This window comes from Chelativorans sp. YIM 93263 (assembly GCF_028767125.1).
Classification (GTDB): Bacteria; Pseudomonadota; Alphaproteobacteria; order Rhizobiales; family Rhizobiaceae; genus Chelativorans.
The window spans coordinates 1-13,673 of record NZ_JAKCWP010000003.1; the positions used below are offsets into that span (position 1 = coordinate 1).

The 13,673-nt window shown below is 60.7% G+C and carries 12 protein-coding genes; 6 read left to right on the top strand and 6 right to left on the bottom strand.

Going from position 1 to position 13,673, the window contains the following annotated elements:
* From LY631_RS07050 to LY631_RS07065, 4 genes are all read right to left on the bottom strand, one after another.
* A partial coding sequence (locus tag LY631_RS07050; RefSeq protein ID WP_274424480.1) for a hypothetical protein occupies nucleotides 1–192 on the bottom strand: 192 nt, incomplete at its 3' end.
* Between the two features lie 79 nt (nucleotides 193–271).
* Entirely contained in the window at nucleotides 272–1,300 is a 1,029-nt protein-coding gene (gene proX / locus LY631_RS07055) for a glycine betaine/L-proline ABC transporter substrate-binding protein ProX (RefSeq protein ID WP_274424481.1), read from the bottom strand.
* An 80-nt stretch (nucleotides 1,301–1,380) separates the two neighbouring features.
* On the bottom strand, nucleotides 1,381–2,313 hold the full coding sequence (locus LY631_RS07060) for an ABC transporter permease (protein ID WP_274424483.1): 933 nt from the start codon (nucleotides 2,311–2,313) through the stop codon (nucleotides 1,381–1,383).
* Nucleotides 2,314–2,355: 42 nt separating this feature from the next.
* Nucleotides 2,356–3,582, bottom strand: coding sequence for a quaternary amine ABC transporter ATP-binding protein (locus LY631_RS07065; protein WP_274424484.1), 1,227 nt, complete (start codon nucleotides 3,580–3,582; stop codon nucleotides 2,356–2,358).
* Nucleotides 3,583–3,872: 290 nt separating this feature from the next.
* Here LY631_RS07065 and LY631_RS07070 point away from each other — a divergent pair, with 290 nt between their 5' ends.
* Complete coding sequence (locus tag LY631_RS07070; protein WP_445082861.1) at nucleotides 3,873–4,451, top strand: transglycosylase SLT domain-containing protein; 579 nt, start codon at nucleotides 3,873–3,875, stop codon at nucleotides 4,449–4,451.
* A gap of 10 nt (nucleotides 4,452–4,461) precedes the next feature.
* Here LY631_RS07070 and dksA read toward each other — a convergent pair whose 3' ends face one another.
* On the bottom strand, nucleotides 4,462–4,878 hold the full coding sequence (gene dksA / locus LY631_RS07075) for an RNA polymerase-binding protein DksA (protein ID WP_274424487.1): 417 nt from the start codon (nucleotides 4,876–4,878) through the stop codon (nucleotides 4,462–4,464).
* A 205-nt stretch (nucleotides 4,879–5,083) separates the two neighbouring features.
* Between dksA and LY631_RS07080 the strand changes: the two genes are divergently transcribed.
* The 4 genes from LY631_RS07080 (at nucleotide 5,084) to lexA (ending at nucleotide 9,352) form a co-directional block, all read left to right on the top strand.
* On the top strand, nucleotides 5,084–6,547 hold the full coding sequence (locus LY631_RS07080; RefSeq protein ID WP_274424488.1) for a YcjX family protein: 1,464 nt from the start codon (nucleotides 5,084–5,086) through the stop codon (nucleotides 6,545–6,547).
* Nucleotides 6,544–7,611: a YcjF family protein gene (locus LY631_RS07085; protein ID WP_274424489.1), complete on the top strand. Its 1,068-nt coding sequence runs from the start codon at nucleotides 6,544–6,546 to the stop codon at nucleotides 7,609–7,611. The genes LY631_RS07080 and LY631_RS07085 overlap by 4 nt, the downstream gene beginning before the upstream one ends.
* 375 nt (nucleotides 7,612–7,986) lie before the next feature.
* Entirely contained in the window at nucleotides 7,987–8,532 is a 546-nt protein-coding gene (locus LY631_RS07090; protein ID WP_274424490.1) for a hypothetical protein, read from the top strand.
* Nucleotides 8,533–8,647: 115 nt separating this feature from the next.
* Nucleotides 8,648–9,352, top strand: coding sequence for a transcriptional repressor LexA (gene lexA, locus LY631_RS07095; protein WP_274424491.1), 705 nt, complete (start codon nucleotides 8,648–8,650; stop codon nucleotides 9,350–9,352).
* A 9-nt stretch (nucleotides 9,353–9,361) separates the two neighbouring features.
* Here lexA and LY631_RS07100 read toward each other — a convergent pair whose 3' ends face one another.
* A complete protein-coding gene (locus LY631_RS07100) occupies nucleotides 9,362–11,707 on the bottom strand; it encodes a ComEC/Rec2 family competence protein (protein WP_274424492.1) in 2,346 nt (781 codons plus the stop codon).
* 100 nt (nucleotides 11,708–11,807) lie between these two features.
* Between LY631_RS07100 and gltX the strand changes: the two genes are divergently transcribed.
* A complete protein-coding gene (gene gltX, locus LY631_RS07105; RefSeq protein ID WP_274424493.1) occupies nucleotides 11,808–13,235 on the top strand; it encodes a glutamate--tRNA ligase in 1,428 nt (475 codons plus the stop codon).
* The last annotated feature ends 438 nt before the right edge of the window (nucleotides 13,236–13,673 follow it).

A 13,673-nucleotide genomic window follows, 5' to 3' on the forward strand; every position in this document is an offset into this window, starting at 1 on the left:
CATGCGGCTTCGTGCGCTCAAACTTATCCTTGGCCATCTGAATTTCCCTGGCGGCGTGTTGTCGATTTCGGATGCGGGGCGATTAGCGGCAAAGCGCACAAAAAACAAGCCCTCTTGCGCGTGAATCGATGCATAAAGCACCTCGCGCGATCCGCGGCGGAGCGTTGGCGAAACTCCAGCGATCAGGAGCATGCGCCTCTGTCTACATACGAATCGAAAACCGGGCCCGCAAGGCAGGCCCGGTCACATCTTCGTTCAACCCAGCAAACGCTTAGTTCGCGGCGGAACGTGCCTCGTCGAGCCAGCCGTCAACCATGTCGCGGTTGTTCTCGATCCAGTCGGCAGCCTGCTGCTCGATGTCGTCATCGCCTTCGTTCATCGCCGCATTCTGGGCGAAAACATCGGCCAGCGGGATGCTCGCGGCCTGAAGCAGGGATTCCACCGCCGGGTTTTCACCCAAGAAGCTGGAGTTTACCACCGGAACGATGTCATTGGCCGGGAAGCCGAGCGTACACGGATCGGCCACACAGCCCTCAACGCCTTCCAGCGTAGCAGCGTCTTCCAGATCGGACATGTCTTCCGGCAGGTCGACTTCCGGAACCTCAATCCACATCACGTCTTCGCCGGGAACCAACTCGTTCACCGTCCAGTTCGGCGTCCACGTGTAGAACAGGATGGATTCACCGTTCTCGTAAGCGGCGATCGCATCGGCCATCGACGCGGAGTAGCCGGCCTTGATCGGGTTCACATGGTCGCGAAGATCATAGGCATCCAAGTGATGCTCAATGTTGACTTCGCAGCCCCACCCGGGAGGGCAGGCGACGAGATCGGCCTTGCCGTCGCCATTACGGTCAAACGCTTCCTTCACCTCGTCACGCTTGAAGTCGTCCAGCGTCTGGATATCGAACTCTTCTACCGATGCCTTGTCGACGAGATAGCCTTCCAGCGCGCCGCCCTCGGCAACAGCGCCGACGACCTCAGCGCCACTCTCGAATGTGCTGCGGTAGGTGTTGTGAAGCGGGAACCAGCCGTTCACCCACAGATCGACATCGCCCTGGGTGACAGCCTGGTAGAAAGGCGGGTTGTCGAGCGTCGTCGGGCCTTCCACGGTGTATCCAAGTTCCTCAAGCAACTGCTTGTAGATTTCGGCATGGAACCAGCCGGTATCCCAGGTGGCGCGCGCCATCTGGACCGTCGTTCCTTCACCGGGCTGGTCCTGTGCGATAGCAGGCGCGAACGACCCGGCGCTCATGAGAGCGGCGGCAGCAAACGCTGGCACGGCTTTCTTAACAGTGAACATATGCCTCTCCTTTTCATGTTTCGTTCAGTGCGAGATGTATCCCGCAATGCGAAGCGGGGTTGCACCCCGCAAAGGCGGGCTTAATTGCCCGTCTTGTTGGTCTCGCCCGTCACGGCTCCGCGCGGGCGAAACACCGAAACCAGCATCTGGCGCAATGAGGGTGTACGCACCCCGCTTTGCTCGCCCAGCGCCTGCGTAATACGGTCGAGAATAATAGCCAGAAGAACGATGCCGACGCCACCGGCCGTCGCACCACCGACGTCAAGCCGTCCAAGGCCCGTGTAAACGGTCAGCCCCAACCCGCCGGCGCCAATGAGGGCGGCAATTACCACCATCGACAGCGAAAGCATCAGCGTCTGGTTCAGGCCGGCCATCACCGTGCGGAGCGCCAGCGGCAGTTGCACTTCCCACAACATCTGCCAGCGCGTCGAGCCAAAGGCTTCGGCTGCCTCGATCAGATCGCCGCGGACATTGCGAATGCCCAGGTTGGTGAGTCTGATGATCGGCGGGAGCGCAAAGATGATCGTTGCGATGATCCCCGGAACCATACCCACGCCGAACAGCATGACGATAGGCACCAGGTAAACGAAAGACGGGATCGTCTGCATGATGTCCAGAATGGGCCGGACAACCGACCACAGCTTGTTGCTGCCGGCAACGAGGATTCCGATCGGCACGCCGATAATGGTACAAAACAGCACAGACGTCACGATCATCGACAAGGTCGTCATCGTTTCCGTCCACAGGCCGATCATATCGATGAAGGTAAGGGCCAACAGCGTGAAAATCGCGATGCCGCGCCCGACCACTCGCCAGGCGATGAATGCCAGGACGAGTGTGAAAACGACCATCGGAATGAACTGGAAGAATGCATCGAAAGCATTCAACACCGTCGTAACTGGAACCTGCAGCGCCCGGAAAAAGGGGCGGAAATTCGGTACGAGATAGTCACGTACCAGCGTGTTCACCCAGTCATCGAAGGGAATCGTCAGAATATCAGCGGGGCTGAGCACATGCGCCTCCCATTCTCGTATTATTGGCACCAACCACGACGATCATGCCGCTGGCGGCGTGTCGGATCGAACGCTGTCCTGCGTTTGCTCGTCGCCGGAAAGCTGCGCAAAAACGGCTTCAGGCTCAACAACACCAATAAGGCTGCCGTTCTTGTCCGTTACGGCAATCGGCAGCCCTGTGCTCGCCAGCCCATAGAGCTCATGTAGCTGCGCGTCTCGATTTGCGACCGGATAGTCGGAAACCAGGACATCGGCCAAAGCGCCATCTGCTTTCCCGTTCTCGCGTATCGCCGTGCTCAAGTCCTGGTAGGTCACCACGCCAACGATCCTCTCGCCGTCGAGGACATAAAGCGCGTTGCGGTTCAGATCCTCCATGGCTTTTAGCGCATTTTGAGAGTCATCTGAAAGCTGCACTGCCTGCGCGTCATTGGCGACATGCCCGGCCGTGAAAACGCGTCCGCGATCGATATCGGCCACGAATGCGCTCACATAATCATCTGCAGGATCGGCTACGATCTCCTGCGCGGTGCCTACCTGAACGAAACGGCCATCCTTCATGATCGCGATCCGATCGCCCAGGATCAGCGCCTCATTCAGATCGTGTGTAATGAAGATGATGGTCTTCTTCAGGCTTCGCTGAAGCTGCAGAAGCTCCTCCTGCATCTCGCGGCGAATGAGGGGGTCGAGCGCGCCGAAAGGCTCGTCCATCAGCAGGATTTGCGGGTTGGTGGCCAGTCCGCGTGCGAGCCCCACGCGCTGCTGCATGCCGCCGGAGAGTTCAGAAGGATATCCATCGGCCCAGGCCTTCAGCCCCACCTGATCAAGTGACTGAAGGGCTTTCTCGCGGCGCTCCGCCGCCGAGACGCCCTTGATCTTCAGGCCGTACGCGGTGTTCTCCGCGATCGTCTTGTGCGGGAAGAGCGCAAAGTGCTGGAAAACCATGGCGATCTTGTTGCGACGGATATCCCGCAGCCGCTCGGGCGAGCAATTTGCAACATCGTCGCCATCGATGAGGATTTCACCGGAGGTCGGCGGGATAAGCCCGTTGAGCATGCGCACGAGCGTCGATTTTCCCGAGCCGGACAAACCCATGACGACGAAGATGCTTCCCTCGCCTACGTCGAAACTCGCGTCCTGTACACCTACGACGTGGCCCGTCTCTTCTAGGATCTGCTCCTTGCTCTGTCCCTGCTTCAGGCGCTCAAGCGCGGTCTCCGGAGCATCTCCGAAAATTTTAAAAAGATTCCTGACTTTTACCTTGGGTTCCATCTGGCCCCTTATAGTTCCCCTAGACCTACAATCCCTCCATTCGATCCAAGCTCCGGGTTCAAAGGATTGAGGCGCGAAGAAGCCACAGCCAGAGCGCAATCCCACCCAAATCGGAGAATGAAGGGAAAATCTATTCTTCGGACAGTATTCCTCCCCCTCCGGCAAATCAACCGCAAATCCATGAACTTCCTTGCTCGGGGCCGAGGGGTGTGACGCTATGACTTCGTTAAGCTCCTCGTTAAGCGGTTCGTTAGAATTTTAGCTTATTGCTCCGCGCCATGAGATACTTGCTGAAATGGGCCGCCCCGTTAGCCGTTCTCCTGATATTAGCCGGTTGCGCGAGCAAGCCGAGCAATATCAACAATGTCTGTTCCGTCTTCAATCAGAAGGATGGCTGGTTCAATAACTGGCATAGCGCCGCCAAGAGCGCGGAACGCAAGTACGGTGTCCCGGTTCCGGTACTCATGTCGACGATACGCATCGAATCGGGATTCCACGCCAGCGCCCGCCCACCCCGGAAAAAACTGCTCGGCTTCATCCCGTGGAAACGGCCATCGAGCGCCTACGGCTTTTCTCAGGCTCTGGACGGTACCTGGGATGAATACAAGCGCTCAACCGGTAATTGGGGAGCGCGGCGCAGCAGCTTTTCGGATGCCGTCGACTTCGTCGGCTGGTATCATACCCAAAGCAATCAGCGTAACGGTATCGCGCTCAACGACACCTACAATCTCTATCTCGCCTACTATGCGGGCCATGGCGGCTATGCGCGGGGCACGTGGAAAAACAATGCGCACATGAAGCAGGCCGCGCAGCGCGCAGCGGATATGGCGCGAGATTATGCCGTCCAGATGCAGCAGTGCGGCTTATAACCGCGACGGCTCAGTCGTCGCGGTAAACCTTTTCGCGCCGCTCGTGCCGCTCCTGCGCCTCGATGGAAAGCGTTGCGATCGGGCGGGCATCAAGCCGCTTCAGCGAGATCGGCTCGCCCGTTTCCTCGCAAAACCCGTACGTGCCGTCGTCAATACGCTGCAGCGCCGCATCGATCTTTGCGATGAGTTTGCGCTGACGGTCCCGAGCGCGTAGCTCGATTGCGCGATCGGTTTCCGACGAGGCTCGATCGGTCAGATCGGGATGATTGGCGTTCTCGTTCTGGAGGCCTTCCAGGGTCTCTCGCGCTTCCCGGAGGATATCGTCTTTCCACTGAAGCAGCTTGTGGCGGAAATACGCGCGCTGGCGCTCGTTCATAAACGGCTCATCTTCGGAGGGGACATATTGGGTATCTACGGGATCACTCATGAATTCACCCCACAACTTGCCGGCGCCTGTATATTCGGGCAAAGCGGCGGCGACAAGTACAAACAATGGCGTGTAACGCAAATGTCAAAAACGGGGAAAACTCTGGAGTTTACGGCAACCGTTCCATTCTCCGCGCGCGCCATTCTTCGTTTTGCCGTTTCGTTTCGTCACCTATATCGCTTCTGCAACCTGTTGAGGACCGCCCTTGCCTGCCCTGACTTCCCTGGCCGACGAAACCCGCATCGCGTTTGATACCGTCAGCGACCGCGCCAGCAGCTTGTGGTCACCTGCGGTCAGGCTCGGCGTGACCGGGCTTTCGCGCGCGGGTAAGACGGTGTTCATCTCCGCGCTGGTGCATAATCTGGTGCATGGCGGGCGTTTGCCGATGTTCGAATCGCAGGCGTCCGGCCGAATCGCCAAGGCCTACCTCGAGCATCAGCCGGACGACGCGGTTCCCCGCTTCCAATATGAAGAGCACATCGCCGATCTCGTGGATGAGCGGGTCTGGCCGGCCTCCACGCGCGCTATATCGGAACTGCGGCTGACCCTCGAATATGAATCCGCTTCCGCGTGGGGCCGCCTCTTGTCGCGGGGTCGATTGTCGATCGACATCGTCGACTATCCAGGCGAGTGGCTGCTCGACCTCCCACTCTTGGGAAAAAGCTATGACGTCTTCAGCCGCGAAGCGGTCGAACTCGCCGAATCCCCTGTTCGCGACGATATCTCACGGGAATGGCGGGAACTCTCTTCCCGGATCGATCCGGATGCCGAGGCAGACGAAGTGCTGGCGCAGCGGCTGTTCGCGGCTTTCGCGACATACCTGAAAGCGTGCAAGCAGGACGGCCGGGCGCTTTCGACCCTGCCGCCGGGCCGCTTTTTGATGCCAGGCGATCTCGAAGGCTCACCGGCACTTACATTTGCTCCACTCTCACGATTGAGCAAGAGATCCAAGCCCGGTTCCATGCAAGCCATGATGGAGCGCCGCTACGAGGCTTACAAGACGCATGTGATCAAGCCGTTCTTCCGGGAGCACGTCGCCCGGCTCGACCGGCAGATCGTCTTGATCGACGCAATGCAGGCTATCAACGCGGGTGCGGCAGCCGTGGAGGACCTCGAAAGGGCGCTCACGGAAATTCTCGTCTGTTTCCGGCCGGGGCGTGGGAATTTTTTGACCGACCTCATCGCGCGGCGCATCGACCGCATTCTCGTTGCCGCCACCAAGGCCGACCACATTCACCACGAGAGTCACGACCGCATGCAGGCCATCGTTCGCCGTCTCACCGAGCGCGCCACGTCCCGTGCGGATTTTTCCGGTGCGACCGTCGAGGCCTTGGCAATGGCTGCCATCCGGGCAACGCGCGAAGGCACTGTCTCGCATGAAGGTCACAAACTGCCCGTCATCATGGGAACGCCTCTCGCAGGCGAGACTATCGGCGACGAAACCTTCGACGGACAAACGGAAACGGCTGTTTTCCCCGGGGATCTGCCGGAAAGTCCGGCAGCGCTCTTCAGGCAAAAATCCTCCGGCTCCGGGGCCGAACCCTCGATCCGCTTCGTCCGGTTCCGCCCGCCCAAGCTGGAGCGGACGGCCGAAGGCGTAACCCTCTCGCTGCCACATATCCGACTGGATCGGGCGCTGCAGTTTCTGTTGGGAGATAAGCTGGCATGAGCGACTCACGCCGCCCGGCCGCATTTCGCCTAAAGCCGGAAAATTCAGGCAACCGTAAGGCCGACGAGGCCGCGCGCAAGCCGCGCGCCGTCACCGTCGACTCAGTTACCATCGATCCGGATGAAATCGATACCATCGAGGCGCTCGACCCACCGGATGCCGCTCCGCCGCCCGCGACCGCTCCGCGAAAGCTCTTTCGCTTCGGGCCGGTCTTCTTTGCTGCGTTCGGACTGCTGATCTCACTTGCGCTCGGACTGTGGACAGATCGGCTGATCCGCGATTTGTACGCACGCGCCGACTGGTTGGGATGGCTGGCCCTCGGGCTTGCTGCTGTCGCGGCTCTATCGCTGCTCATAATCCTTGTACGCGAGCTTTATGCCCTCTCCCGCCTCACTTCCGTCGAGCGCCTAAGACGCCGTGCCGACCAGGCCTATGCGGATGACGATATGAAGGCGGCACGGACGGTCGTTTCGGATCTTTCCGGACTTTTCGCCGGGCGGGCGGAAACAGCCGCGGGGCGCCGGGCGCTCAAGGAGGTGGAGCAGGATGTCATCGACGGCCGGGACCTCCTGAAAATTGCGGAAAAGGAACTGCTTGCCTCCATCGATGCACGAGCGCAGAAAATGGTACTCGACGCTGCCAAACGCGTTTCAGTGGTCACGGCCGTTAGCCCGCGTGCGTTGATGGACGTAGGCTATGTGATTTTCGAGATTGTCCGTCTTCTCCGTCGCCTCAGCGAACTTTACTGCGGGCGTCCGGGTTTTTTCGGCTTTCTGCGCCTTTTCCGAAAAGTGCTCGCCCATCTCGCCATCACCGGCTCCATGGCCATGGGTGAAACGCTGGTCCAGCAAATCATCGGCCACGGGATCGCCGCGCGACTCTCGGCAAAACTTGGCGAAGGCGTCGTCAACGGCATGATGACCGCCCGTGTAGGTCTGGCTGCAATGACGGCCATCCGCCCCCTCGCCTTTCATTCTGTCGAACGCCCCCGCATGGGTGACATTCTGAAAGCGCTCACGCGTTTTGCCGCGAGCCAGGAGAAGGCTGCAGACAAGCTCAAGTGACGCTTGCCGCGCTCGGTACTGTGGCAGTTATGCCTACTACACCGAGCTGCGGTTTCCAGAATGGCGTCGCATTTTCCTATTTCGCTTCATCACGCGCCTTGCCGAGGTCAAAGAAGATGTGGTCGTCCGCCTCGTGGGGAGATCGCGACCTCATTAGGGGCGAATGAGAATATAACCACCTGCGGCTGCCAAACGCTTGCCGGGTCATCCTGACATTCCTGTGCCAAAAGGCTGTGTAACAAGCGACAACGGTGGTGCAATGAGCATAATTAGGGCTAATTGTTGCGCTCATAAATGCAACCGGTGAGAAAGCATTAACCAAAACGTCTCATGCTGATCGTGGCCTAGATCAATAAGCAATCTTTCGGGTGCCCCATGTCCTCGCTGTCGCGCAAAAGTTTCGCTTTATTTCTGGCCGCTGCATTCGCCGTCGGTGGGGCTATTCCTGCAGGCGCGTCCGACCGCGAACGACGCTTCTTCGAGCAGATCGAGGGTCAGTGGACCGGCCCGGGAGAGATCGTCGCCGGAAAGTACGAAGGCACGAAGTTTGTCTGCAATCTCACGGGATCAGTGCCGGACAGAAATGCCGGCATGGCTCTCGAAGGGGGATGCCGCGTTGGCCTCTTCAACAAGAAGATGTCGGCTCGCGTCGAGCGCGCAGGAGGCGGTTACCGCGGCACGTTCCTCGACGGCGCCAATGGCGAAGGCCTAGATGTGACCGGTGGAAGGGTCGGCGACAAGCACGTCGTGTTTTCCATTCACCGTCAAGAGCTGACCGGTGCGATGCAGGCGCGGATCGCCGACGAAAACACAATGAATGTCACGATTTCGGTCCACGTCGGCGATGAGTTGGTTCCGGTAATCGGCGTGAGTCTGAAGCGAACCGACGACCGGACGGTGGGCGCCATCACATCGAAGTGACCCGCTCGCGCGGTGCCGCGCAGCATCCGTGATTCACATTATGCTTGCGGAACACAAGCCGAACATATACTTTATGTTCTGGTTTCGTTTCTCTGTGATTGTGGGGCTCTGACGAATGCTGACGCGCAAACAACACGAACTGTTACTCTTTATCAACGACCGCTTGAAGGAAACCGGTATTCCGCCTTCCTTCGATGAAATGAAGGACGCGCTGAACCTGGCATCGAAATCCGGTATCCACCGGCTGATCACCGCGTTGGAAGAGCGCGGCTTCCTCCGCAGACTGCCCAACCGTGCGCGTGCGATGGAGGTTATTCGTCTGCCCGAATCGATCGCCCCTGGCCTCGGCGGACGCAAGTTCTCCCCCAGCGTCATCGAAGGCGGGCAAAGCCGCACAGCGCCAGTTCCCCGCCCTGCGACCAGCAATGAAAATAGCGGAAGCATCGCTGTTCCAGTCATGGGGCGGATCGCGGCCGGTGTGCCGATCGACGCAATTCAGCACCAGACGCATGAAATCAGCGTTCCGCCGGACCTGATTTCAAGCGGCGATCACTACGCGTTGGAGGTCAAGGGCGATTCGATGATCGAAGCCGGCATCTTCGACGGGGACACTGTCGTTATTCGGAAGACGCAGACGGCCAACCCCGGTGAGATCGTCGTGGCGCTAGTAGATGATCAAGAGGCCACGCTCAAGCGCTTCCGCCGCAAAGGCGCATCCATTGCTCTGGAAGCGGCCAACCCAGCCTATGAGACGAGAATCTTCGGTCCTGACCGTGTACGCATTCAGGGCCGCCTGACCGGCCTGATACGCCGTTACTGATCCGGCACGTCAGTCGGAAGCAAGACCGCGGGCAGAGCGTGACCAGGCCCGATGGTCATGCCAAGGGCGCCATGGCTCGGGCGTTGCAAAGACAATTTCTACCGCTAGAGTTGAGCCTTCCCGCTGGAAGTGAATTGCGGCGCTGCCATTTCGGGCCAAATCACGTTTGGTAAGAACGGTAACCGGTATTCCCGGACAGGGATTTTCGGTCGTCGCGTCATCGAGCACGAGGAGTGCGGCAGTGGCGCAGACTGTTCTCGCCGCTTCCTCATTTTCGGCGTGGGCAATCAGTGCGCCGCTCTCAAGCCGCGTCAGGCAAAGCCCCTCCCCGCACGAAAACCGAAAATCGCTGCCATCGATAGAATTCGCAGCCGGTCTCGCTTCTTTATTGTCGGGCTTCACGACGGTTTCGGCGGCCAGCGCCCTTTCCCAATCACTCATCGTGAAGCCGTTCGGCCGGGTTCGGTTCACGGCAAGAATTCCAGACCCGTCGAGAATCCCGACCAGCCGCGCGTCCTCCGTAACGAGAACATCCGGAAGGTCTCGAGTCATTAGCAGCACGAGGCCAGCGGCAGCGAAGGGCAGAGCCAAAAGCCTCAGTCGCGTGGTCGAAACGACGAGTATGACCAGGGCGCTTGTCAGCATAAGCATTGCAAGGAGCGGTATGAGGCCTACCGAATCGACAGGCGAATTGTCCGAAAACCACTTCGCGACGGCTATTACCGCGGCCAGGACGCGCCCCATGATGGCCAGGAAGACGCCATCGAGACCGAATGGCAATGCCAGCATGGCGATGACGGCTGACGGCATGGCGATCAGCGAGACAAGCGGCATGGCGAGCAGATTGGCTCCCAACGCAAGCGGCGACACGCGCTGAAAATGCCAGACACCGTAGAGTGTCGTCGCCAGCCCCGCGATGATCGAGGTCGCCGCCACGCCCGCGAAGAAAAGCAGGAGAGTGCGCAGAACACGCCGGAGCAGTGACCGCTGCGTGAAATCGGAGCGCACGACACGTTCACGGCGCCAATCCGTCCAGGCGGCATAGGACGCCACGAGCGCGGCAGTCGCGGCAAAGGACATCTGGAAGCTGGGGCCGATCACCTCGTGCGGAGACAAGGCGATGATAATGAGGGCGGCGATGGCCACATTGCGCATGGTCAACGCCGCACGGTCGAACAGGAGAGCAGCGAGCATTATTCCCAGCATGATGTAACTGCGCTGCGCCGCCACGGCCGCGCCCGAAATGAAGAGGTAGAGCGTGCACATGGCGAGCGCGGCGACAGCAGCGTATTTCTTGACCGGATGGCGGGAGGCCAGACCCGGGAAGGCAGCGGCGCTCGTGCGCACGATGACCATCATGGTCGCCGCAACGAGAGCCATGTGAAGCCCCGATATCGCGAGGATGTGCGCCATCCCGGCCCGGCGCAGCCATTCATTCACCTCTTCCGGTATGCCCTTGCGGAAGCCGGTGATGATAGCGACGGCAATCTCGCCCTCCGATCCGTCCACATGCGTCCTGATACGCTCTGCCAGCGCTTCCCGCTTCCTTTCCAGCCAGCGTGCCGGGTATGCCCAGACTGGCAGATCTTCTTCCAAAGCGGCTATGTCCGGCCCGGACATAAAGAATCCGACCGCGCCGCGACCCGCAAAGTAGCTCGCAAACGAGAAATCATACGTACCGGGACGTACCGGACCGGATGGCGACATGAGCCGGACAAGCCCCGAGATACCATCGCCGGGCTGTAATCCATCCGGGACGGATCGGGCCGAAAGCCGCACGCGTTCAGGCGGGTAGTGAAGTTGCGGGCGCTCCGTTGTCTGAATATCGACCGTCAGGCGTATGCGGCCGCTTGCCTGATGTTCGAGGCGGACAAGGCGGCCGGTTATGTTCGTCGTGACATCCGACCCGACCATGGGCGTGTCCGCCCGCCAGGTCTCCAGCTTGGCAACGGCCAGACCGAGTGCAAAGACCAGAAGTGCGGTGGAGAGAGCCATCGCGAACGGACGTTGCCGAGTGACACATGCCGCGATGGCAAAAAACGCACAGTAAAGGGTAAGCGGCAGCGCGCCGGGCTCGAAGGGAAGCGCGAAATAGGTGGCTGCTCCGGCGGCGAGCAGCACGGGCAGGCAGAGAAAGCCCGCGCCGCGCGCGGCGTCCTTTGCAGTCTCAACCTGGAAAAAGCGGAGAACCGCGCGCCACATGCGAACGAGCCACGGCGGCGCGGCACCGCCCGGCGCCGATGCCGGAAAGGCATCTGCGCTGCCAGCCAACGGCCAGGAAACCCGCTCGTCCGCAGGGAGAAACTGGGCACTCTCGTCCCCCACAGCCTCCCCGCTGTTGCCCCCCTTGCCCATTTTCTCTCCACAGGCGCTTGCGCCGCGACCTGCCTATGCTACAGGACGGGCCGCCGATTTCCAGTCGAGCGGAGCTTGGCTCGCAACAATCGAGATGATCATGACAAAACCCGTCGTCACACGCTTTGCGCCCTCACCTACCGGTTTCCTGCATATTGGCGGTGCGCGCACCGCATTGTTCAACTGGCTTTATGCACAGCATACCGGCGGCACGATGCTTTTGCGCATCGAGGATACCGATCGGCAACGCTCGACGCCGGAAGCGACGCAGGCAATCCTCGACGGACTTTCCTGGCTGGGGCTCAGCTGGGAGGGCGACCCCATCTCCCAGTACGCCCGCGCCGATCGCCACCGCGAGGTGGCCGAGGAGCTCGTGCGCAAGGGGGAAGCCTATTATTGCTATGCAAGCGCCGAGGAAATCGAGGAGATGCGCGAGAAGGCGCGTGCCGAAGGCCGTCCGCCGCGTTACGACGGCCGCTGGCGCGACCGGAGCCCAAGCGAAGCGCCGGAAGGCGTGAAGCCCGTGATCCGCATCAAGGCGCCGCGAGAGGGCGACACCGTCGTCCACGACGAGGTGCAAGGTCAGGTGCGGTTTCCTAACAAGGACCTCGATGACTTCATCATCGTGCGTTCGGATGGATCGCCCACCTACATGCACGCGGTGGTGGTCGACGATCACGATATGGGTATCACGCACGTCATCCGCGGCGACGATCATCTGACCAACGCCGCCCGGCAGACGCTGATCTACAAGGCCATGGGCTGGGACGTGCCCGTCATGGCGCATGTCCCACTCATTCACGGTCCCGACGGCGCAAAGCTCTCCAAGCGGCACGGTGCTCTCGGCGTGGAAACCTATCGCGCCATGGGCTATTTGCCGGTCGCACTGCGCAACTATCTCGCCCGTCTGGGCTGGAGCCACGGCGATGACGAGGTGATGTCCACCGAACAGATGATCGAGTGGTTTGAGATCAAGGACATCAACAAGGGTGCGGCTCGCTTCGATTACCAGAAACTCGAAGCACTGAACGGCATTCACATCCGCCAGAGCGATGACGCTACGCTGTTCGCTCTTCTTCTCGACACGTTGCCTTATCTGGAGGGCGGTGAAGCGCTGCTTGGGCGGATGGACGAGGCCCGCAAGGCCCAGCTTCGCGCCTCCCTGCCCGGCCTCAAGGAGCGGTCCAAGACGCTCATTGAGCTTGCTGACGGCGCCCAGTTCCTTTTTGCCGAACGGCCGCTGGCGCTCGATGAAAAGGCAGCGAAACTGCTTGATGGTGATGCGCGCGCGATGCTTGGCGAGTTGGCTTCCGAGTTGGACGATGTCCCGGATTGGTCGGCCGAGAGCACCGAAGCGGTCGTCCGCGCATTTGCAGAGCGCACCGAGCGCAAGCTTGGCAAAGTGGCCCAGCCGCTGCGCGCCGCGCTGACCGGCCGCACCACCTCGCCCGGCATTTTTGACGTCCTCGCCGTTATGGGGCGGGAGGAATCCCTCGGCCGGATTCGCGATCAGGTGAGCGGCTCGTAGGCGCGCGCGTCATCGTCGCCACGCCCGGCTTGTCACCGTCTGGCCATTTCAAAGATCGGGAAACGGGGCGCGTGGTCCGAGCCTCTCTATTAATTTAAGTGGCGCGTTCCACGCGCCCCGCCGGCCGCTGTCCCGCGGTTGGCCGGTCACTCGGGCCTCCCCTCCTTCCCGGCTGCACCCAATTAGGGGGTGGTCTTGGCCGGGCCGAAGAAGAAGCTCTAGCGGCTTCTCCGCGGCTGCCCGGCACCGTCTCTCACCCGGTGCCCGGTTTTTCCGGCGATGCTGTCTGTCACCCAGCACCCCGGCGCCGCCGGCCTGTTGCGGGCCCTCACATGCCTCCAGGTACCGGATCCCTGGAGGGGGAGGCTGCCGCCGCCCTCCCTGATCCCCGGTCCGGACCCGGTTCCCGCGAGAGCGATGGGTTGGATGATAAGAGCG